20 protein-coding genes are annotated in these 21,591 nt (G+C 66.9%); 2 read left to right on the top strand and 18 right to left on the bottom strand.

Annotation, left to right across the window (positions count from 1 at the left end):
* Window positions 1–9 precede the first annotated feature (9 nt).
* The 7 genes from pstA to QWJ38_RS08840 form a co-directional block, all read right to left on the bottom strand.
* Window positions 10–882 carry a phosphate ABC transporter permease PstA gene (gene pstA / locus QWJ38_RS08870; RefSeq protein WP_290358688.1) on the bottom strand — a complete coding sequence of 291 codons (873 nt, stop codon included), beginning with the start codon at window positions 880–882 and terminating at the stop codon, window positions 10–12.
* Window positions 879–1,856, bottom strand: coding sequence for a phosphate ABC transporter permease PstC (gene pstC / locus QWJ38_RS08865; RefSeq protein ID WP_290358982.1), 978 nt, complete (start codon window positions 1,854–1,856; stop codon window positions 879–881). The genes pstA and pstC overlap by 4 nt, the downstream gene beginning before the upstream one ends.
* A gap of 141 nt (window positions 1,857–1,997) precedes the next feature.
* On the bottom strand, window positions 1,998–3,044 hold the full coding sequence (gene pstS, locus QWJ38_RS08860; protein WP_290358687.1) for a phosphate ABC transporter substrate-binding protein PstS: 1,047 nt from the start codon (window positions 3,042–3,044) through the stop codon (window positions 1,998–2,000).
* A 118-nt stretch (window positions 3,045–3,162) separates the two neighbouring features.
* A complete protein-coding gene (gene glmM, locus QWJ38_RS08855; protein WP_290358686.1) occupies window positions 3,163–4,503 on the bottom strand; it encodes a phosphoglucosamine mutase in 1,341 nt (446 codons plus the stop codon).
* The gene (folP, locus tag QWJ38_RS08850; protein ID WP_290358685.1) at window positions 4,500–5,381 is read right to left on the bottom strand and encodes a dihydropteroate synthase; all 882 of its coding nucleotides are present in this window, start codon (window positions 5,379–5,381) and stop codon (window positions 4,500–4,502) included. Before folP ends, glmM begins: the two co-directional genes overlap by 4 nt.
* A gap of 79 nt (window positions 5,382–5,460) precedes the next feature.
* Window positions 5,461–7,362: an ATP-dependent zinc metalloprotease FtsH gene (gene ftsH / locus QWJ38_RS08845; RefSeq protein ID WP_290358684.1), complete on the bottom strand. Its 1,902-nt coding sequence runs from the start codon at window positions 7,360–7,362 to the stop codon at window positions 5,461–5,463.
* A gap of 124 nt (window positions 7,363–7,486) precedes the next feature.
* Window positions 7,487–8,173 carry an RlmE family RNA methyltransferase gene (locus QWJ38_RS08840; protein ID WP_290358981.1) on the bottom strand — a complete coding sequence of 229 codons (687 nt, stop codon included), beginning with the start codon at window positions 8,171–8,173 and terminating at the stop codon, window positions 7,487–7,489.
* A gap of 89 nt (window positions 8,174–8,262) precedes the next feature.
* Here QWJ38_RS08840 and QWJ38_RS08835 point away from each other — a divergent pair, with 89 nt between their 5' ends.
* Entirely contained in the window at window positions 8,263–8,739 is a 477-nt protein-coding gene (locus QWJ38_RS08835) for a YhbY family RNA-binding protein (RefSeq protein WP_290358683.1), read from the top strand.
* Here QWJ38_RS08835 and QWJ38_RS08830 read toward each other — a convergent pair.
* From QWJ38_RS08830 to QWJ38_RS08805, 6 genes are all read right to left on the bottom strand, one after another.
* Window positions 8,727–9,158: a DUF4149 domain-containing protein gene (locus tag QWJ38_RS08830; protein WP_290358682.1), complete on the bottom strand. Its 432-nt coding sequence runs from the start codon at window positions 9,156–9,158 to the stop codon at window positions 8,727–8,729. The genes QWJ38_RS08835 and QWJ38_RS08830 overlap by 13 nt on opposite strands.
* Window positions 9,158–9,634, bottom strand: a complete 477-nt coding sequence (gene greA / locus QWJ38_RS08825) for a transcription elongation factor GreA (protein WP_290358681.1) — start codon at window positions 9,632–9,634, stop codon at window positions 9,158–9,160. Before greA ends, QWJ38_RS08830 begins: the two co-directional genes overlap by 1 nt.
* 136 nt (window positions 9,635–9,770) lie before the next feature.
* Window positions 9,771–13,037, bottom strand: a complete 3,267-nt coding sequence (gene carB, locus QWJ38_RS08820; RefSeq protein WP_290358680.1) for a carbamoyl-phosphate synthase large subunit — start codon at window positions 13,035–13,037, stop codon at window positions 9,771–9,773.
* Window positions 13,038–13,046: 9 nt separating this feature from the next.
* The gene (gene leuE / locus QWJ38_RS08815) at window positions 13,047–13,691 is read right to left on the bottom strand and encodes a leucine efflux protein LeuE (RefSeq protein ID WP_290358679.1); all 645 of its coding nucleotides are present in this window, start codon (window positions 13,689–13,691) and stop codon (window positions 13,047–13,049) included.
* Window positions 13,692–13,708: 17 nt separating this feature from the next.
* Entirely contained in the window at window positions 13,709–14,869 is a 1,161-nt protein-coding gene (gene carA, locus QWJ38_RS08810) for a glutamine-hydrolyzing carbamoyl-phosphate synthase small subunit (RefSeq protein ID WP_290358678.1), read from the bottom strand.
* Between the two features lie 267 nt (window positions 14,870–15,136).
* Window positions 15,137–15,541 carry a GlcG/HbpS family heme-binding protein gene (locus QWJ38_RS08805; RefSeq protein ID WP_290358677.1) on the bottom strand — a complete coding sequence of 135 codons (405 nt, stop codon included), beginning with the start codon at window positions 15,539–15,541 and terminating at the stop codon, window positions 15,137–15,139.
* Between the two features lie 153 nt (window positions 15,542–15,694).
* Between QWJ38_RS08805 and QWJ38_RS08800 the strand changes: the two genes are divergently transcribed.
* The gene (locus tag QWJ38_RS08800) at window positions 15,695–16,390 is read left to right on the top strand and encodes a Bax inhibitor-1/YccA family protein (RefSeq protein ID WP_290358676.1); all 696 of its coding nucleotides are present in this window, start codon (window positions 15,695–15,697) and stop codon (window positions 16,388–16,390) included.
* 119 nt (window positions 16,391–16,509) lie between these two features.
* Here QWJ38_RS08800 and rlmD read toward each other — a convergent pair whose 3' ends face one another.
* Genes rlmD through surE form a run of 5 tightly spaced genes read right to left on the bottom strand, consistent with a single transcriptional unit; the run spans window position 16,510 to window position 21,542 of the window.
* Window positions 16,510–17,892, bottom strand: coding sequence for a 23S rRNA (uracil(1939)-C(5))-methyltransferase RlmD (gene rlmD, locus QWJ38_RS08795; RefSeq protein ID WP_290358675.1), 1,383 nt, complete (start codon window positions 17,890–17,892; stop codon window positions 16,510–16,512).
* Window positions 17,893–17,923: 31 nt separating this feature from the next.
* Complete coding sequence (rpoS, locus tag QWJ38_RS08790) at window positions 17,924–18,952, bottom strand: RNA polymerase sigma factor RpoS (RefSeq protein ID WP_290358674.1); 1,029 nt, start codon at window positions 18,950–18,952, stop codon at window positions 17,924–17,926.
* Between the two features lie 29 nt (window positions 18,953–18,981).
* Entirely contained in the window at window positions 18,982–19,902 is a 921-nt protein-coding gene (locus tag QWJ38_RS08785; protein WP_290358673.1) for a peptidoglycan DD-metalloendopeptidase family protein, read from the bottom strand.
* 60 nt (window positions 19,903–19,962) lie between these two features.
* On the bottom strand, window positions 19,963–20,796 hold the full coding sequence (locus tag QWJ38_RS08780; RefSeq protein ID WP_290358672.1) for a protein-L-isoaspartate(D-aspartate) O-methyltransferase: 834 nt from the start codon (window positions 20,794–20,796) through the stop codon (window positions 19,963–19,965).
* A complete protein-coding gene (gene surE / locus QWJ38_RS08775; RefSeq protein ID WP_290358671.1) occupies window positions 20,793–21,542 on the bottom strand; it encodes a 5'/3'-nucleotidase SurE in 750 nt (249 codons plus the stop codon). Before surE ends, QWJ38_RS08780 begins: the two co-directional genes overlap by 4 nt.
* Between the last annotated feature and the right edge of the window lie 49 nt (window positions 21,543–21,591).

The following is a 21,591-nucleotide window of genomic DNA, read 5'->3' as shown; positions in this document are numbered from 1 at the left end:
TTTCTTCTCTCAATGCTTGTTCTTGAACAGCACGCGCGCCAGGATGTTCAGCAGCAGCACGCCGATCGTGATGATGAAGACCCCCGCCCAGGCGAGCTTCTGCCAGTTCTCGTAGGGGCTCATCGCGAACTTGAAGATCGTCACCGGCAGGCTGGCCATCGGCTCGGTCAGCGAGCTGGTCCAGAACTGGTTGGACAGCGCGGTGAACAAGAGCGGCGCCGTCTCGCCGGAGATCCGCGCCAGCGCCAGCAGCACGCCGGTGATCACGCCGGCCCTTGCCGCCTTCAAGGTCACCGACAGGATCACCTTCCACTTCGGCGTGCCCAAGGCGTAGGCGGCCTCGCGCAGCGCGTTCGGGATCAGGCTCAGCATGTTCTCGGTCGTGCGGATGACCACCGGAATGACGATCAGCGCCAGCGCCAGGATGCCGGCCAGGCCCGAGAAGCTCTTCATCCGCGCGACCACCAGCGAATAGATGAACAGGCCGATCACGATGCTGGGCGCCGACAAGAGGATGTCGTTGATGAAGCGCACGGCGCCGCCGAGCCGCGTCTTCTGGCCGTATTCGGCCAGGTAGACGCCGGCCAGGATGCCGATCGGCGTGCCGATCGCGGTGGCCAGCAGCACCATCAGCAGCGAGCCGAAGATCGCATTGGCCAGACCGCCCTCCTCGGCCAGCGGCGGCGGCGTCATCTCGGTGAAGGTGGCCAGGCTCAGGCCGTCCAGCCCCAGACGCACGGTCTCGAACAGGATCCAGACCAGCCAGAACACGCCGAAGGCCATCGCGGCCAGCGACAGGCTCAGGGCCAGGGCGTTGATGCGGCGGCGCCTGGCCTGCATGCGCTGGCGGCCGGTGGCCATGGCAGTGGCGTTCTTGCTCACGAGCGCGCTCCCTCGTTCTTCTTCAGGCGGTTCAGCAGCAGCTTGGAGCAGGCCAGCACGACGAAGGTGATGAAGAACAGCACCAGGCCCAGATAGATCAGCGAGGCCTGGTGCAGGCCATCGCCGGCTTCGGCGAACTCGTTGGCCAGCGCCGAGGTGATGCTGTTGGCCGCCTCGAACACCGACAGCGAGTTCAGCTGGTTCATATTGCCGATCACGAAGGTGACGGCCATGGTCTCGCCGAGGGCGCGGCCCAGGCCCAGCATGACGCCGCCGACGACGCCGGTCTTGGTATAGGGCAGCACGATCTTGGAGACGACCTCCCAGGTCGTCGAACCGAGGCCGTAGGCACTCTCCTTGAGCATCGGCGGCGTGACCTCGAACACATCGCGCATCACCGAGGCGATGAAGGGAATGATCATGATGGCCAGGATGATGCCGGCCGACAGGATGCCGATGCCCACCGGCGGCCCCGACACCAGGCTGCCCAGCACCGGTACGCCGCCCAGCAGCGCCTGCAGCGGCTGCTGCACATAGGTGGCCAGCAGCGGGCCGAAGACCAGCAGACCCCACATGCCGTAGACGATGGACGGCACGGCGGCCAGCAGCTCGATCGCTGTGCCCAGCGGGCGCTTCAGCCAGCCCGGCGACAGCTCGGTCAGGAACAGCGCGATGCCGAAGCTGACCGGCACCGCGATCAAGAGCGCGATCAGCGAACTGGCCAGGGTGCCGTAGATCATCACCAGGCCGCCGAACCTGTTCTGCACCGGGTCCCAGTCGCTGGTCCACAGAAAGGCCAGGCCGAACTCGCGGATCGCCGGCGCGGCGCCGACCAGCAGGGTGAGCAGGATGCCCAGCATCAGGGCCAGGGTCAGCCAGGCGGCGCCCTGCGTCAGGGCCGCGAACACGGTATCGGCCCAGGGCGCGACGCGGCGGCGGGTCGGCGGCGGCGTGTGCGGCTGGGCCCGCTCGATGAACTCCTCGCGCTCGGCGATGTCCAGCGGATTGGCGGGGAAGATGGCGGCCAAGGGACCTCCGCGAATGGTGGTAGGCAGCTCCGCAAACAGGCCCGATGTGCACGCCGTCACATCGGGCCGCCGGCGGCAGGCTGGAATTTACTTGTAGGCGATCGCCTTGCCGCCGCTGTCCTTCAGATTGTCCGCCCATTGCTTGCGGATCAGGTCCTTCAGCGCGGCCGGCAGGGCCACATAGTCCAGATCATCGGCCATCTTGTCGCCGTTGGCGCCATAGGCCCAGTCGAAGAACTTCAGGGTGGCGGAGGCGGAGGCGGGCTTCTCCTGCGACTTGTGCATCAGGATGAAGGTGGCGCCGCTGATCGGCCAGCTGTCCTTGCCGGCCTGCTCGGTCAGCACCTGGTAGAAGCTCTTGTTCCACTGGGCGCCGGCGGCGGCGGCCTTGAAGGCATCGTCGCTGGGCGAGACGAAGTTGCCGGCCTGGTTCTTCAGCTGCACATGGGTCATCTTGTTCTGCTTGGCGTAGGCGTACTCGACGTAGCCGATCGCGTTGGGCAGGCGCATCACGAAGGTCGACACGCCCTCGTTGCCCTTGCCGCCGGTGCCGGTCGGCCACTTGACGGCCGTGCCCTCGCCGACTTGGCTCTTCCAGTCGGCATTGACCTTGGACAGGTAGTTGGTGAACAGGAAGCTGGTGCCCGAGCCGTCGGCACGCTGGACCACGGCGATCGCCGCGTCCGGCAGGGCCAGGCCGGGGTTCAGGTCGGCGATCGCGGCGTCGTTCCACTTCTTGATCTTGCCGAGGTAGATGTCGCCCAGCACCTGGCCGGTCAGCTTCAGCTGGCCCGGGGCGATGCCCTTGATGTTGACGACCGGCACGACGCCGCCGATCACGGTCGGGAACTGGATCAGGCCGTCGGCGGCCAGCTCCTCGTCCTTCAGCGGCATGTCGGAGGCGCCGAAATCGACCGTCTTGGCCTTGATCTGCTTGATGCCGGCGCCGGAGCCGACCGACTGGTAGTTGATGCGCGCGCCGGTGGCCTTGTGATAGGCATCGGCCCACTTGGCATAGACCGGGGCCGGGAAGGAGGCGCCGGCGCCGGTGACGTCCTGCGCCTGCGCCAGCGGCAGCAGGGCCAGGCCGGCGGCCAGAAGAAGAGTGCTGCGAATCGAGAAGCTGTATTTCATCTGCGACCTGTCAGGTGGGTGAATGGCAACGCTCGCCATCCTAGGATCCCTGTGTGACAGGCCGGTGACAGCCGGCCGGGCTGTCACATTTCGCGTGACAGCCCTTGGAATGCCTGCCTCAGGCGGCTTTCACCGCCTCGGCCAGGCGCTGCGCGCATTGCTGGGCCAGGGCCGCCTCGCTGGCCTCGACCATCACGCGCAGCAGCGGTTCGGTGCCCGAGGCACGGATCAAGACGCGGCCGCGCTCGCCCAGCTCGGCCGTCACCTCGGCCTGCTCCTGCGCCAGGCGGGCATTGCTCTTCCAATCCTGGCCGGGCTGCAGCCGCACATTGATCAGGGTCTGCGGGAACAGATGGACCGCGGCCAGCTGCTCGGCCAAGCTCTTGCCGGTGCGGCTGATCGCCTGCAGCACCAAGAGCGCGCTGACGATGCCGTCGCCGGTCGTGTGCTTGTCCAGCGCCAGCAGATGGCCCGAACCCTCGCCGCCCAGCTGCCAGCCGCGCGCGGCCAGTTCTTCCAGCACATAGCGGTCGCCGACCTTGGCGCGCACGAATTCGACGTCGCGCGACTTCAGCGCCAGCTCGACCGCCATATTGGTCATCAGCGTGCCGACGGCGCCGGGCACCTGCAAGCCCTGGCCCAGGCGATCGGCGACCATCACATAGAGCAGCTCGTCGCCGTTGTAGAGACGCCCTTCGGCATCGACCAGCTGCAGCCGGTCGGCATCGCCGTCCAGCGCGATACCGTAATGCGCGCCATGCTGCTTGACCGCCGCGACCAGGGCCGCCGGCGCGGTCGCGCCGAAGCCGGCATTGATATTGAAGCCGTCCGGCTTGCAGCCGATCGCGATCACCTCGGCGCCGAGCTCGTGGAAGACATCGGGCGCGACGTTGTAGGCGGCGCCATGGGCGGCGTCGACGACGATCTTCAGGCCGCGCAGACTCAGGTCGGAGCCGAAGCAGTTCTTGCAGAACTCGATATAGCGGCCGCGCGCATCGTCGATGCGGCGCGCCCGGCCCAGGTTGGCCGAATCGATCCAGTGCGGCGGCTCTTCCAGCGCCTGCTCGACGGCCTGCTCCCAGGCATCGGGCAGCTTCTCGCCCTTGGCCGAGAAAAACTTGATGCCGTTGTCGGCAAAGGGGTTGTGCGAGGCGCTGATGACGACGCCCAGGTCCTGGCGCAAGGCGCGGGTCAGGTAGGCGACGCCCGGCGTCGGCAGCGGGCCGGTCAAGAGCACGTCGACGCCGGCCGAGGCAAAGCCTGCCTCCAGCGCCGATTCGATCATGTAGCCGGAGATGCGCGTGTCCTTGCCGATCAGCACGCTGGGGCGGCCACCATTGCTGCTCTTGCGCAGCACCTGGCCGACCGCATGGCCCAGGCGCAGCATGAAGTCCGGCGTGATCGGCGACTGACCGACCGTGCCTCGAATGCCATCGGTTCCGAAATACTTACGGCTCATTGCGAGCGTCCTCCTGGACTTTGTAAAGCGCGATTGTCTCGCATCGCCACGAACTCGCCGCCGGCCGCGAGCCAGACCTTGATCGCATCGACGGTGGCCGCGGCATCGTGCACGCGGACGATGCGCGCTCCGCCGGCAATGGCGGCCAGCGCCGCGGCGATGCTGGCACCCAGGCGCTCGCCGACCGGCCTTCCGGTCAGATCGCCGAGCGTGCGTTTGCGCGACCAGCCGATCAGCAGCGGATGGCCGAGCGCCAGCAACTCATGCTGCCGGCACAAAAGTTCGAGGTTCTGCTCGCTGTTCTTCGCGAAGCCATAGCCGGGATCGAGCACGATGCGCTCCGCCGCGATGCCGGTGGCGCGCAGCGCTGCGGCGCGCCGGCCAAGGAAATCCGCGACCTCGCGGACCACATCGCCGTAATCGGTCAGGCCCTGCATCGTCGCCGGCTCGCCGCGCATATGCATCAGGCAGACACCGGCATCCGGATGCGCGGCCAGCAGCTCGACCGCGCCGGCGTGCTGAAGCGCCTGAACGTCGTTGATGATGTCGGCGCCGGCGGCCAGCGCGCGGCGCATCACCTCGGTCTTGCAGGTGTCGACCGAGACCGGCACGCCCATCTCGACGGCGGCGGCCAGCACCGGCTCGATGCGCTGCCATTCCTCGTCGACACCCAGCTGCCGCGCGCCCGGGCGGGTCGATTCGCCGCCGATGTCGAGGATGTCGGCGCCCTCCTCGACCAGGCGGCGGCAATGTGCGATCGCCGCCTGCGCCGTGTCATGCTGGCCGCCGTCCGAGAACGAGTCGGGCGTCACATTGACGATGGCCATCACCCGCGGGCGGCTCAGGTCGATCTGAAAACGGCGGGTCTGCCACTGCATCGCTGTGCTCGAAACTGGGGCTGGAATGAAAAAGGGCCGGCCTTGCGGACCGACCCTTCTGGGCCTTGCGGCGCTGGCCTCAGACGACGGCGGCTGGGTTGCCGGTGACCGGCGGCACCGAACCGTCGCTCTTGCCACCGCTGGGCGCCGACCAGTCCTTGGGCGGACGCGGCGGGCGGTTGTCCATGATGTCGTCGATCTGGTCGCTGTCGATGGTTTCCCACTCGAGCAGGGCCTTGGCCATCGCATGCATCTTGTCGGTGTTGTCCTCGATCAGCTTGCGCGCGATCGAGTACTGCTCGTCGATGATGCGGCGGATCACCGCGTCGACCTTGCGCATCGTCTCCTCGGACATGCTGGTCGTCTTGGTCACCGAGCGGCCCAGGAAGACCTCGCCCTCGTTCTCGGCATAGACCATCGGGCCCAGTTCGTCGGTCATGCCGTAGCGCGTAACCATGTCGCGGGCGATCTGGGTCGCGCGCTCGAAGTCGTTGGACGCACCGGTGGTCATCTGGTTCATGAACACCTCTTCGGCGATGCGGCCGCCGAACAGCACCGAGATCGTCGACAGCATGCGCTCCTTGTCCATGCTGTAGCGGTCGCCCTCGGGCAGCTGCATCGTCACGCCCAGCGCCCGGCCGCGCGGGATCACCGTCACCTTGTGGACCGGATCGGTCTTGGGCATCAGGCGCGCGACCAGCGCATGGCCAGCCTCGTGGTAGGCGGTGTTCTTGCGCTCTTCCTCGGGCATGACCATGGACTTGCGCTCGGGGCCCATCATGATCTTGTCCTTGGCCTTCTCGAAGTCGACCATCTCGACGACGCGGCCGTTGCGGCGCGCGGCGAACAGGGCCGCCTCGTTGACCAGATTGGCCAGATCGGCGCCTGAGAAGCCCGGGGTGCCGCGCGCCAGGATGTCGGCGCGGATGTCCTGGCCGACCGGCACCTTGCGCATGTGCACGTTCAGGATCTGCTCGCGGCCGCGCACGTCCGGCAGGGTCACATAGACCTGGCGGTCGAAGCGGCCCGGGCGCAGCAGGGCCGGGTCGAGGATGTCCGGACGGTTGGTCGCGGCCATCACGATGACGCCGAGATTGGTCTCGAAACCGTCCATCTCGACCAGCATCTGGTTCAGCGTCTGCTCGCGCTCGTCGTTGCCGCCGCCGAGACCCGCACCGCGATGGCGACCGACCGCGTCGATTTCGTCGACGAAGATGATGCAGGGCGCGCTCTTCTTGGCCTGCTCGAACATGTCACGCACGCGGGCCGCACCGACGCCGACGAACATCTCGACGAAGTCCGAACCGGAGATTGAGAAGAACGGCACCTTGGCCTCGCCGGCGATCGCCTTGGCCAGCAGGGTCTTGCCGGTGCCCGGAGGGCCGACCAGCAGCACGCCGCGCGGGATGCGACCGCCCAGCTTCTGGAACTTCTGCGGGTCCTTCAGGAAGTCGACCAGTTCCTTGACCTCTTCCTTGGCCTCGTCGCAGCCGGCCACGTCGGAGAAGGTCGTCGTGTTATTGGCCTCGTCCAGCATGCGGGCCTTGCTCTTGCCGAAGCTGAAGGCGCCGCCCTTGCCACCACCCTGCATCTGGCGCATGAAATACACCCAGACGCCGATCAAGAGCAGCATCGGCCCCCAGCTGATCAGCATCGACAGCAGGAAGGACTGCTCCTCGCGCGGCTTGACGTCGAACTTGACGCCGTTGTTGCGCAGATCGCCGACCAGGCCGCGGTCCAGATAGGTCGCCGTGACGCGCAGCTTCTTGCCGTCATTGGTCTCGGCCAGGATCTCGGTGCCGGCGCCACCCTCTTGCAGGGTGACGTTCTTGATCCGGCGCGCCTGGACCTCATCCAGGAATTCCGAATAGCCGATCTGGTTGCCCTGGCTGGCTCCGCGGTCGAACTGCTTGAAGACCGTGAACAGCACCAAGGCAATCACTATCCAGACGGCCACCTTCGAGAACCACTGATTGTTCACCGCGACTCCTTAATTCCAATCATGCGGCCCGCCCGACGAGCGGCGCCCTGCATGCGATATGGGGTTGATTCTATTGCAGTCAAGGGGAAACGCCCGGCCGCTTTCCCCTGGACAATGCCGGTGTTTAGGCTTGGCCCGCCGGCTTTTTCACGCCAATGCCGATCAAGAAAGTCTCCGAGGAGCGATCCCGCGAAGCCTTGGGCTTGATCGCCTTGACCTTTTTGAAGCTCGCCTTGAAGGCCTCCACCAGCTGCGAATAGCCGCTGCCGTGAAAGACCTTGGCCACCAGCGCGCCCTCCGGCTTCAGATGCTGCTGGCCGAAATCGATCGCCAGCTCGACCAGGCCGGCGATGCGCGCCGCGTCGGTGCTCTCGATGCCCGATAGATTGGGGGCCATGTCCGAGACGACAAGATCGACCGCGCGGCCGGCCAGCGCCTCTTCGAGCTGACGCAGCACCGCCTCCTCCTGGAAGTCACCCTGGATGAACTGCACGCCCTCGATGGGCTCGAAGTCCAGCAGATCCAGCGCGATGATGGTGCCGTTCAAGGCACCGACCGCGGCGCCGCCGACGCCCGCCTCCTTGGGCGCGAAGCGCCGGCGCAAATACTGGCTCCAGGCACCCGGCGCCGCGCCGAGATCGACGACGACCTGGCCCGGCCGAATCAGCTTCAATTCCTCGTCGATTTCCTTCAGCTTGTAGGCCGCGCGCGCACGAAAGCCCTCCTTCTGGGCCAGCTTCACATAAGGGTCGCTGACATGATTGTTAAGCCACGCCTTGTTAACTTTTTTGCTCTTTGTTTGGATTTTCATCGTGCATCCGCGGGCGCTCGCCCGCATCGGAACTCGTTCGGCTGCGCCGATAAAAGGGTGCGAAACCCCGGTCGGGACATAATACGGGTATGCCCGCAATTCAACTCACTCCTGCCCAGCGCAAGGAAAAACGCGCCGACGCCCATCATCTCGACCCGGTCGTGATGATCGGCGGCGATGGTCTGACCCCCGCCGTCGTCAAGGAATGCGACCAGGCCCTGAAGGCCCATGGCCTGATCAAGGTGCGCGTGTTCTCCGACGACCGCGCCGGCCGCGAGGGCATGCTGCAGATCCTGGCCGACCAGCTCGGCGCCGCGCCCATCCAGCATATCGGCAAGCTGCTGGTGCTGTGGCGGCCGATTCCCGAGAAGGAAGCGGCCGAGCGCGAGGACGGCAAGCCCGGCCCGCGCGTGGTTAAGATCGTCAAGTTCTCCAAGAGCGGCAACCACCGCCCGCAGGTCAAGAAGGTCAATCTGCTGGGCAACCAGCGCGTCGCCCAGGGCGGCGAGATCAAGCGCGCCAAGAAGCGCGTCAGCAGCGTCAAGAAGCAGTCTCAGGCCAACTGAGGCTTGCTGGCGCGCCAGGCCAGGGCCAGGACCAGCAAGGTCTTGAGCCCGTAAAAACCGAACGAGACCGCATGCAGCGTCATGAAAGAGACGCTGCCCTGCCCGGCCCGCGCCGCGGCCATCATCGGCTGCAGCGCGAAATAGCCGGCCACCGTGCAGAACAGCGCGCCGGCCGGCAGCAGGAACCCGGCCGTGAAGCCGCGGCCGCCGGCGTCGCGGGCCAGGCGCCGCTCGATCAGCATCAGCAGCAGCGCCGCCGCCAGGCTGATATTCGCCTCCAGCGCGAACACGCGAGCGACGTAGGCGCCGGCCTGCGCGCGTTCGAGCACCGCAAACGCACTCGGCGCGGCAAGAAAGGCGACACAAAGCAAAAGACCGCCCCAGAGGGCGGCCAGCAGGGCTTGGCTGCGGACGAGCATCAGACGTAGCGGACTTCGACGACCTCGTAGCGCTTGACGCCACCCGGCGCCTGCACCTCGGCGACGTCGCCGGCTTCCTTGCCGATCAAGGCGCGGGCGATCGGCGAGCTGATCGAGATCTTGCCCAGCTTCAGGTCGGCCTCGTCGTCGCCGACGATCTGGTAGGTCACCTCGGCGCCGCTGCTTTCCTCTTCCAGATCGACGGTCGTGCCGAAGACGATGCGGCCGCCGGCATCGACGGCCGCCGGGTCGATGATCTGGGCGGCGGCCAGCTTGCCTTCGATCTCGAGGATGCGGCCTTCGATGAAGCCCTGCTTGTCCTTGGCGGCTTCGTACTCGGCGTTTTCGGACAGATCGCCCTGGGCTCGCGCCTCGGCAATGGCCTGGATGACGGCATGCCGCTCGACCGATTTCAGTCGATGCAGCTCCTCCTTGAGCTTTTCAGCGCCGTACTTGGTCAAAGGGATGGTGGCCATAGTTAAAACCTAGAAAAACATCAGACTCGATGCGATTTCCCAAGAGGAAACAAGGCGCTTCGAGCCACACAAAAAACAGTTCCGCCGCTGCAACCCGGAAAACCGGACCGCGGCGGCGGAATGGGATAGTCCGAGTTTAGTTCAGTTCGGCGTGCAGCTCTTGCAGGGATTGCACCAGCAGACCGTCCTGGTGCTTCATGCCCTCGACCGCGGCCTCGCAACCGGCCATGGTCGTGTAGTAGGTGACGCGGTTGGCCAGCGCCGACTGGCGGATGTGGCGGCTGTCGGCGATCGCCGTGCGGGTCTCGTCGACGGTCGTGAACACCAGCTGGATCTCGCCGCCCTTGATCATGTCGACGATGTGCGGGCGGCCATCCTTGACCTTGTTGACCACGGTCACCGGCACGCCCACCTCGGCAATTGCCGCCGCCGTGCCCTTGGTCGCGACGACGCCGAAGCCCAGCGCATGCAGATCGCGGGCCACCGCGACGGCACGCGGCTTGTCGCTGTTCTTCACCGTGATCAGCACATTGCCCTGGCGCGGCAGGCGCGAGCCGGCGCCGAGCTGGCTCTTCAGCATGGCCTCGCCGAAGGTGCGGGCCGCGCCCATCACCTCGCCGGTCGAGCGCATTTCGGGGCTCAGGATCGGGTCGACGCCGGGGAACTTGTTGAAGGGGAAGACGGCTTCCTTGACGCTGTAGTACGGCGGCACGACCTCGGCCGGCACGCGGCCGAGGCGGTCCTTCTGGTCCTTCAGCTTGACGCCCGCCATGCAGCGCGCGGCGATCTTGGCCAGCTGCTGACCGGTCGCCTTCGAGACGAAGGGCACCGTGCGCGAGGCACGCGGGTTCACTTCCAGCACATAGACGGTGGCCTTGTCGAGGCCGCCGGTCACGTCACCCTGGATCGCGAACTGCACATTCATCAGGCCGACGACCTTCAGCGCCTTGGCCATCGCGGCCGTCTGGCGGCGCAGCTCGTCCTGCAGCTCCTTGGACAGCGTGTAGGGCGGCAGCGAGCAGGCCGAGTCGCCGCTGTGGATGCCGGCCGCCTCGATGTGCTCCATGATGCCGCCGATCATCACCGTCTCGCCGTCGCAGATCGCGTCGGCATCGACCTCGACCGCATCCTCGAGGAAGCGGTCCAAGAGAACCGGCGACTTCTCGGACACGCGCACCGCCTCGCGCATATAGCGCTCGAGGTCCTTGTCGCCGTGGACGATCTCCATCGCCCGGCCGCCCAAGACATAGCTCGGGCGCACGACCAGCGGATAGCCGATCTCGTTGGCCAGCGTCACGGCCTGCTCTTCGGTGCGCGCCGTGCGGTTCGGCGGCTGCTTCAGGCCCAGCTCGTGCAAGAGCTTCTGGAAGCGCTCGCGGTCCTCGGCGATGTCGATCGAGTCGGGCGTCGTGCCGATGATGGGAACGCCGGCGCGCTCGAGGTCCAGGGCCAGCTTCAGCGGCGTCTGGCCGCCGTACTGGACGATCACGCCGGCCGGCTTCTCCAGCGCGACGATCTCCAGCACGTCTTCCAGCGTGACCGGCTCGAAGTAGAGGCGGTCGCTGGTGTCGTAGTCGGTCGAGACGGTCTCCGGATTGCAGTTGACCATGATGGTCTCGTAGCCGTCCTCGCGCATCGCCAGCGCCGCGTGCACGCAGCAGTAGTCGAACTCGATGCCCTGGCCGATCCGGTTCGGGCCACCGCCCAGCACCATGATTTTCTTCTTGCTCGTCGGCGCTGCCTCGCATTCCTCGTCATAGGTCGAGTACATGTACGCCGTCTGCGTCTCGAACTCGGCCGCGCAGGTGTCCACCCGCTTGTAGACCGGGCGCACGCCCTGGGCGTGGCGGGCGGCGCGGACCTCGTGCTGGTTCGTGCCCAGCAGCTTGGCCAGACGCTTGTCCGAGAAGCCCTTCTTCTTCAGGAGGCGCAGTTCATCGGTCGACAGGGACGCCAGGTTGCGACCGGCCAGGCTCTGCTCGATCTTCACCAGCTGCTCGATCTGGGCCAGGAACCAGGGGTCGATCGCCGTTTCCTCGAAGACCTCGTCCATGCTCATGCCGATGCGGAAGGCGTCGGCGACGAAGAGGATGCGCTCGGGGCCGGGCTCGCCGATCTCCTGCACGATTTCCTCGCGGTCAGTCGAGCGCTCGGTGAGGCCGTCGATGCCGGTCTCCAGGCCGCGCAAGGCCTTCTGGAACGATTCCTGGAAGGTCCGGCCCATGGCCATCACCTCGCCGACCGACTTCATCTGCGTCGTCAGGCGCGAATCGGCCATCGGGAACTTCTCGAAGGCGAAGCGCGGGATCTTGGTGACGACGTAGTCGATCGAGGGCTCGAACGAAGCCGGCGTGATGCCGCCGGTGATGTCGTTCTTCAGCTCGTCCAGGGTGTAGCCGACGGCCAGCTTGGCGGCGATCTTGGCGATCGGGAAGCCGGTGGCCTTGGAAGCCAGGGCGGACGAACGCGAGACGCGCGGGTTCATCTCGATGACGACCATGCGGCCGTCCTTCGGGTTGATCGAGAACTGCACGTTCGAGCCGCCGGTGTCGACGCCGATCTCGCGCAGGATGTCGATCGAGGCGTTGCGCAGCAGCTGGTATTCCTTGTCGGTCAAGGTCTGCGCCGGCGCGACGGTGATCGAGTCGCCGGTGTGCACGCCCATCGGGTCGAGGTTCTCGATCGAGCAGACGATGATGCAGTTGTCGGCGCGGTCGCGCACGACTTCCATCTCGTATTCCTTCCAGCCGATCAGCGATTCTTCGATCAAGAGCTCGTTGGTCGGCGAGAGGTCGAGGCCGCGCTTGCAGATTTCCTCGAACTCCTCCGGGTTGTAGGCGATGCCGCCGCCGGTGCCGCCCAGCGTGAAGCTGGGGCGGATCACCATCGGGAAGCCGGTGCCACCGATCTCGTCCTTGATCTTCTTCTGGACGGCCAGCGCCTCTTCCATGGAGTGCGCGATGCCGGACTTCGCGGAGCCCAGGCCGATCTTGGTCATCGCGTCCTTGAACTTTAGCCGGTCCTCGGCCTTCTCGATCGCGTGCTCGTTGGCGCCGATCATCTCCACCTTGTACTTGTCCAGCACGCCGTGGCGATGCAGGTCCAGCGCGCAGTTCAGCGCCGTCTGGCCGCCCATGGTCGGCAGGATGGCGTCCGGGCGCTCCTTGGCGATGATCTTCTCGACCACCTGCCAGGTGATCGGCTCGATGTAGGTGACGTCGGCCGTATCCGGGTCGGTCATGATCGTCGCCGGATTGCTGTTCACCAGGATGACCTTGTAGCCCTCCTCGCGCAGCGCCTTGCAGGCCTGGGCGCCCGAGTAGTCGAACTCGCAGGCCTGGCCGATGATGATCGGGCCGGCGCCGATGATGAGGATGCTTTGGAGATCAGTACGTTTTGGCATATCGGTCGGTCAGAGTGTTGCCGAGGCCAGCTTGGCCCCGAATCCAACGAAGAGCGCCCCCACGCCCGCGTTCGCGGTGCTGGACAGGCGACGACGCGCGCGGAAGGCCGCGGCCAGGCGGGCGCCGGCGAAGATCAGCGTCGAGAGATAGAGAAAGCTGAGCAGCTGGACAATGCTGCCCAGGATCAGGAAGGTCAGCGCCGGATGCGCGTAGGCCGGGTCGACGAACTGGATGAAGAAGGACAGCAGGAAGGCGATCGCCTTCGGGTTCAAGAGGCTGACGACCAGGGCCTTGCGGAAGGGCTGGTTCGCATCTACGACGCGCGGCGCCTCGTCCGTCTTAGCCTCGCCACGCCAGTTGTTGAGCGCGCCGCGCAGCAGCTGCAGCCCGATCCAACCCAGATAGACAGCGCCGACCATCTTCACGACGAAGAAGATCTGCGGGCTGGCCATCAGCAGCGAGGCGCCGCCGGCGGCCGCCGCCGTCATCAGCACCGTGTCGCCGACGAACACGCCGCCCGCCGCCGTGTAGCCGGCGCGCACGCCGCGCTGCGCGGCGACCGACAGCACATAGAGCGAGTTCGGTCCGGGCAGCAGGATGATGAACAGCGCTGCTGCGACGAAGGTGCCGAGGTCGGTGATGCCAAAGAACACTGCCGCGCCCTTCCCGCTCAGGCCTTGGCCATCAGGCCGACGAAGCGGTCGAACAGATAGGCGATGTCGTGCGGGCCGGGGCTCGCCTCCGGGTGGCCCTGGAAGCAGAAGGCCGGCTTGTCGGTGCGCGCCAGGCCTTGCAAGGTGCCGTCGAACAGGCTGATGTGCGTCGGGCGCAGATTGGCCGGCAGAGAGTCGGCATCAACCGCGAAGCCGTGGTTCTGGCTGGTGATCGAGACGCGGCCGTTGTCCAGGTCCTTGACCGGGTGGTTGGCGCCGTGGTGGCCGAACTTCATCTTGAAGGTCTTGGCGCCCGAGGCCAGCGCCATGATCTGATGACCCAGGCAGATGCCGAAGGTCGGGATGCCGGCCTCGATCAGCTCGGCCGTGGCCTTGATCGCGTAATCGCAAGGCTCCGGATCGCCGGGGCCGTTGGACAGGAAGACGCCGTCCGGCTCCAGGTCAAAGACGGCGCTGGCAGGGGTCTGTGCCGGCACGACGGTGATCTTGCAGCCGCGCGAGGCGAGCATGCGCAGGATATTGCTCTTGACGCCGAAGTCGTAGGCGACGACGTGGAACTTGGGCGCTGTCTGCGCGCCATAGCCCTCGCCCAGCGTCCACTCGGTCTCGGTCCAGCTCTCGCTGCCCGTGCGGCTGACGACCTTGGCCAGGTCCAGGCCGGCCATGCTGGCGCCGGCCTTGGCCTTGGCGACCGCGTCGGCGATCAGCGCCTCGGTGATGGGCTCGCCGTCCGCCAGGGACAGGATGCAGCCGTTCTGGGCGCCGGTCGTGCGCAGATGGCGGGTCAGGCGGCGGGTGTCGATGTCGGCGATCGCGACGCAGCCTTCATCACGCAGATACTGGGTCAGCGTGCGGTGCTTGCGGAAGTTGGAGTCCAGGACGGGCGCTTCCTTGATGATCAGGCCGGCGGCATGGATCTTCGACGCCTCGACATCCTCGTCATTGACGCCGTAGTTGCCGATATGCGGATACGTCAGGGTGACGATCTGCCGGCAATAGCTCGGGTCGGTGAGGATTTCCTGGTAGCCGGTGAGCGCGGTGTTGAACACCACCTCGCCGACGGTGTGACCGGCTGCGCCGATCGAGGTGCCTTTGAAGACCGTGCCGTCTGCCAGGGCAAGGATCGCTTTGGGGGATGAGAGCAGATCGGGCAGCACGGGGGACTCCGTTATTGTGCGCGCGCCCAGCTCTGCTCCATCGCGACCTGCGGGTCGGATCTGGGCCTGAGTCCGGTGGTGGAAACGGGTGGAGTTTCGCTGGGGAGGCGGTGGTTGCGGGTAAACCTACTAAGTATAACCGACCAGGGTTATCACGGAGCCATTTGCGCAAACAATTTGCTGCACTTCCGCCGCGCATTTGCCGCCGCTTCCAGCCCAGTAAGCCGGCGGCCCGATGAACAGGGCCATACCGGCTCTCGTTGGCGATCAGCCCAGGGCCGCGATGCCCGCGCGGGCGATCTGCGCATCCTCGCTGGACTTGACGCCGCTGACGCCAACGGCGCCCACGCAGACGCCGTCCACCAGGATGGGCACCCCGCCCTCCAGCAGACCGGAGAGGCCCGGCGCGCTGAGGAAGGAGGTGCGGCCCTGGTTGATCATGTCCTCGTAGACCTTGGACTCACGCCGGCCCAGCGCGGCCGTGTGCGCCTTGGCCGGCGCAATCTGCGCCGAGATTGCGGCCGCGCCGTCCAGGCGCTGCAGCCACAGCAGATGGCCACCGTCGTCGACGATGGCGATGCTGACGGCCCATCCATGGGCCAGGGCCTCCGCCTCGGCGGCGGCGGCGATACGTTTGACCTCGTCGAGGCCCAGATAGGGTTTTTGCTTCATGGCGTTGAAATATCGGGTGGAAGGCCTCACTTTATCGTCAGCCAAGCCGCGATTGCTGTACGGGAAAGCAAAGCTGTCGCGCCGCGTCTGGCACCCTAGAATCGACCACGAGCGCTCCAGGGAGCGCGATGGATTGAACGGAGGAATCGATCAATGAACGAAAGCTTGCAAACCCAATACGGCCAGGTACTCGGCAGCGGCCTCGCCGCCGAGCGCCAGCGCGTGCTGCGCAATACCTACTGGCTGCTGGCCCTGTCGATGCTGCCCACGGTGCTCGGCGCCTGGATCGGCGTATCGACCGGCATCCTGGCGACCATGGGCGTCGGCGCCAGCACCCTGCTGTTCTTCGCCGGCGCCTTCGGGCTGATGTTCGTGATCGAGAAGACCAAGAACAGCAGCACCGGCGTGATCGCCCTGCTGGCCTTCACCTTCTTCATGGGCCTGATGCTGTCGCGCCTCGTGGCCGCGGTGCTGGGCTTCTCGAATGGCAGCCAGCTGATCATGATGGCCTTCGGCGGCACCGGTGCGATCTTCTTCGCGATGGCCAGTCTGGCGACGGTGATCAAGCGCGACCTGTCCAGCATGGGCAAGTTCCTGTTTGTCGGCGCGGTGATCCTGATGGTGGCCGGCATCGCCAACATCTTCCTGCAGTCCTCGGCGCTGATGCTGACCATCATGGTGCTGGCGATGGCCGTGTTCTCGGCCTTCATGCTGTTCGACATCAAGCGCGTGCTCGACGGTGGCGAGACCAACTACATCTCGGCCACGCTGGCGATCTATCTGGACCTGTACAACGTGTTCCAGAGCCTGTTGAGCCTGCTCGGCATCTTCGGCGGCGAGCGCGACTGAAGCTACGCTACTCCACTGAGAACGGGACCCTCGGGTCCCGTTTCTCTTTTAGTTCCAGCATCACATCGCTGCGCGATATGAGCCTGCTCTGAAGCCCCACGGCAAAAACCGCGGGGCTTTCAGCGCTCGAAGACCGCAATGCTCTCCACATGTGCGGTATGCGGGAACATATTGACCGCGCTGGCCGCCGTGCAGCGGTAACCGGCGACGTTGACCAGTAGCCCGGCGTCGCGCGCCAGCGTCGCCGGATTGCAGCTGACGTAGACGATGCGCTTCGGCGGCGTCCAGCCCGGCGCCAGACTCGGATCCTGCGCGATGTCGGCAACCGCCTTGGCCAGTGCGAAGGCGCCCTCTCGTGGCGGGTCGACCAGCCATTTATCGGCGACGCCATCGGCGGCCAGCAGTTCCGGCGTCATCTCGAACAGATTGCGGGCGACGAAGCTGGTCTTGGCGTCCAGGCCATTGCGCCGCGCGTTCTCGCGCGAGCGCTGCACCAGCGTCTCGCTGCCTTCGATGCCCAAGACCTCGTGCGCCTGCGTCGCCAGCGGCAGGGTGAAGTTGCCGAGACCGCAGAACCAGTCGATCACGCGCTCGTGCTTCTGCACCTGCAAGAGGCGCAGCGCGCGGCCGACCAGCACCGTGTTGATATGCGGATTGACCTGAGTGAAGTCGGTCGGCTTGAAGGGCATCAGCACACCGAACTCGGGCAGCGAATAGGCCAGCTCAGGCCCGCCGGCATCGAGCAGGTGGACGGTGTCCGGGCCCTTGGGCTGCAGCCACCATTGCACGCCCGGATGCGCCGCAGCGAACGCACGCAGCCGGGCCTTGTCCCCATCCGGCAGCGGGTTCAGATGGCGCAACACCAGGGCGATCACGGTGTCCGCGCCGCCGTCCTTGTCGATATGGCCCATCGCCAGCTCGATCTGCGGCAGGCGATCGCGCTCGTCCATGCCCATGATCAGCTCGCGCAGCGGCAAGAGCATGTCGCTGACCGCCTGCGGCACCACCTTGCAGACCAGCATATCGGCCACATAGCGGCTCTTGCGCTCGTGGAAGCCGATCAGCACCTGACCCTTCTTGGCCACATAGCGGACCGAGAAGCGCGCGCGGTAGCGATAGCCCCAGGCCGGCCCCTCGATCGGGCGCAGCAGCATCTCGGGCCTGACCTTGCCGAGGTGCCAGAGGTTGTCCTCGACGACGCGCTGCTTGACGGCGACCTGGGCGCCCGGGTGCAGATGCTGCATCTTGCAGCCGCCGCAGGCGCCGGCATGCAGGCCGAAATGCGGACAGGCCGGCCGGGCGACGCGCTGCGAGCTCTCCCGCCGCATCGCCGTCATGACGCCCTGCTCCCAGTTGTTCTTCTTGCGGCCGACGGCCACCTGGACCTCTTCGCCGGGCAAGCCGCCCTCGATGAACACTACCTTGCCGTCGCTGTTGTGGGCAATGCCCTGCGCCTCGAGGTCGATCGATTCGACCTTCAGCCATTCCGAAACTTGAGTCATCGCCCGATTATCCCAGGGCGGCGGGACACCTTTAAAAGATCGAATCCCGGTCGATCCCGTGCCGCATCATGTTGCGCTTGAGCTTGGCCAGCGCCTCGATCTGGATCTGGCGGATGCGCTCGCGGGTCAGGCCCAGGCGGATCGCCAGCACGTCCAGCGTCTCCGGCTCGCGATCGGCCAAGCCGTAGCGGCCGGCCAGCACCTCGCGCTCGCGCTCGTTCAGGGCGGCCAGCCCATGGCCGAGCAGTTCTTCCAGCTCATGGCTCAGGCGCAGGCCCAGCGGGTCGATCGCATGCTCGTCGGCGACCAGGTCCATCATCGACTCGCCGCCCTCGGTATTGCGATCGACCGGCGAATCGAGCGAGCTTGGCAGCTCGGCATAGGCCAGCAGTTCGGCCACCTCGGCCAGCGGCCGGCCCAGCGCGGCGGCGATGTCCTCGGCGCGGACCTGACCCTCGGCGCCGTTCTGGCTCTGCAGCGCCTCCAGCGCGCGGCGCGCCTTCAGCACATGGTTCAGCTCGCGCACGATATGCACCGGCAAACGTACCAGCCGCGCCTGGTGCATCAGCGCTCGCTCGATGCTCTGGCGTATCCACCAACTCGCATAGGTCGAGAAGCGGAAGCCGCGCTCGGGCTCGAACTTGCCGATCGCATGCATCAGGCCGAGATTGCCCTCCTCGATCAGATCGCTCATCGGCAGGCCGCGGCCGAGGTAGTTCTTGGCGATGCTGACCACCAGGCGCAGGTTGTGCTCGATCATCGCCTGGCGCGCCTCGAAGCTGCCGGCGCGTGCGCGCACCGCGGTGTCGAACTCCTGCTGCGGGCTCAGGAGCGGCGTGCGGCGGATGTCGCGCAGATAGGCCTGCAGCGCATTGCCGAGCTCGATCTCGCCGGCATGGTTGCCGCTGCCGTTCGTCGCGGCCGGCAGCTCATCATCGATCTGGGGCGACTCGGCATCCCCGGCGCCGCCCAGCATCAGCTCCTCGGGCGGCTGCTGCAGCAGCGCCACCAGCGGCGGCGCGGGCGATGATGTCGGAGCTTTGGGCGCAGCGCGTTTCATGGCGTGAACTGGCTGAGCCCGATGACGCGCTAGCGAGCCGGCAAGAGCTTGGCCGGGTCAACCGGCTTGCCCTGCTTGCGCACTTCGAAGTGCAGCTTGACCTGGTCTGCGTCGCTGGAGCCCATTTCGGCAATCTTCTGACCCTTGCGCACGACCTGGTCGTCCTTGACCAGCAAGGTCTGGTTGTGCGCATAGGCCGTCAAATAGGTGGCGTTGTGCTTGATGATGACCAGATTGCCATAGCCACGCAAGCCCGAACCGGCATAAACAACGCGGCCATCGGCCGCGGCCAGCACCGGGTCGCCGACCTTGCCGCTGAAGGCCAGGCCCTTGTTGCGCTGCTCGTCGAAACCGGCGGTCACATTGCCGGCGGCCGGCCAGCCCCAGACCGGCTCGTCCTCGGCATCGCGCGGCGCGGTGGCGGCCGGCGTGACGGCGGCGACGCTGGCCGAATTCGCCGCGCTGGCGCCACTGGCCGGGGCGGAGGTGCCGGGCGCCGAGCTGGTCGGTTTGCTGTCCAGCGGCCGGCTCTCGACCTTGGCCGTCGTCACCGGACGGGTCGAGACGGCACCGGCATCGACGCCGGGCTGCACGACTCGCAAGACCTGTCCCTTCTCGATCACGTTGGGGTTCTCGAGATTGTTCCACTTGACCAGATCGCGCCAGTTCTGGCCGTTGTCCAGCGCGATGCGAATCAGCGTGTCACCGGGCTTGACCGTGTAGTAGCCAGGCTTGCCGGCGTTCTCGGCGCCGGGCAGCGGCTTGGCCTCGGCGCCCGGGCTGGAGGCCGCGCCGGCGGCGGCCGTGGCGCTATTGGCCTTGGCGGCGCCCACCGGACGCTCCTCGACCGGCGCGGCACGGTGGGGCGTCGAGCCGCAGCCGGCCAGCAGCGCAGCAAGGGCGATCAGCGGCAGGACTCGGGCAGGTTTGCGAAGGAATTGGATTTGCATGCGTCGCTGTGAAGTCCGTCGTTTGACTCGATGCCAGGCCATTGTGTCGCCGGCACCGGCTTACATGACGCCCGATTTTAGGGGCACGAACAGCACCGCTTCATGTTCGCTGCGCACAAAGCGGCTGGCGCCGCCGGCATCAAGCTGGTGATCGATGACGACCAGCACCTGGCCACGTCCGCCCGCTGCGGCCATCGGCGCGGCCAACCGTCCGCCGGGCGCCAGCTGCGCCAGCCAGGCCGCCGGGATGTCCTCGCCGCCGGCCGCCGCGATGATGCTGTCGAAGGGCGCGGCCGGCGCATGGCCCAGCCGCCCATCGCCATAAATCAGCCGCACATGGTGGTGGCGGCGCTGGGCCAGGTTCTGCCTTGCCTTGTCGTGCAGCGGCTTGAGCCGCTCGATCGATACGACCTGCTTGGCCAGCAGGGCCAGCACCGCCGCCTGGTAGCCGCAGCCGGTGCCGATCTCCAGCACCCGGCCCAGTTGGCCCTGGCGGCTGGCCGTCGCGCCGCCGAACAGCATCGCGATCATGCGGCCGACCACCGAGGGCTTGGAGATGGTCTGCCCATGGCCGATCGGCAGGCTGGTGTCCTCGTAGGCCTGGATCGCCAGCGCGCTGTCGACGAACTCGTGCCGCGGCACCGTCGCCAGCGCCTGCAGCACACGCTCGTCGGCCAGCCCCTCGCGGCGCAGGCGCTGCACCATGCGCTGGCGCACCTGGGCCGAGTCCAGGCCCAGGCCGCTGGGCGCCGCCTGGCGCGCCGCATCGGCGGCGGCCTCGCGCAGATGGCGCTGCGGCATCAGCAGCTCGCGCGTCGCTCCGGCCTTGGCGCCGCCGAGCTTGTCCAGCGGCAGCGGGAAGCGGCGCGGCCGGCCCTGGGCCTCGTCGCTCATGGCGCCAGGCCCAGCCTGCTGCCCCAGCCGGCCAGGCCGGCATGGTCGGTCAGGTCCACTTGCAGCGGCGTGATCGAGACCTGACCCTGGGCGGTGGCATGGAAATCGGTGCCCTCGCCCGCCTCGCGCGCGTCGCCGGCCGGGCCGATCCAGTAGATGGTCTCGCCGCGCGGGCTTTGCTGGCGGATCACCGGCTCGCTGGCATGGCGCCGGCCCAGGCGCGTGATGCGCCGCGGCAGGCTCGCCGCATCGGCGCGGTTGGGGATGTTGACGTTCAGCAGGAAGGCCTGGCCCAGGCCGCCGGCGATCACCTGTTCGACCAGCTGGCGCGCCAGCGCCGCGGCGGCATCGAGCTGGCCCCAGCCCTTCTCCACCTGCGAAAACGCGATCGAGGGGATGCCGAACAGATAGCCCTCGGTGGCGGCAGCCACCGTGCCCGAGTACAGCGTGTCGTCGCCCATATTGGCGCCATTGTTGATGCCCGAGAGCACCAGATCGGGCTTGTAGTCGAGCAGGCCGGTCAGGGCCAGATGGACCGAGTCGGAGGGCGTGCCGTTCACATAGCGGAAGCCGTTGGCCGCCGTGTAGACCGACAGTGGCCGGCCCAGGGTCAGCGAGTTCGAGGTGCCGCTGGCATTCTGCTCCGGCGCGATCACATCGATCTGGCCCAGGCCCTCGCAGGCACGCACCAGCGCGGCCAGGCCCGGCGCCAGATATCCGTCATCATTGGCGATCAATATACGCATGGGGCGATTGTAGGCATCGCGTCACCTCGGCGACCCGTGCCGCCCGCCT

It is taken from the genome of Roseateles violae (assembly GCF_030410485.1).
Taxonomy (GTDB): domain Bacteria; phylum Pseudomonadota; class Gammaproteobacteria; order Burkholderiales; family Burkholderiaceae_C; genus Roseateles_D; species Roseateles_D violae.
The sequence above is the reverse complement of the archived record's forward strand: the minus strand, read 5'-3'. Positions and strand labels throughout refer to the sequence as shown.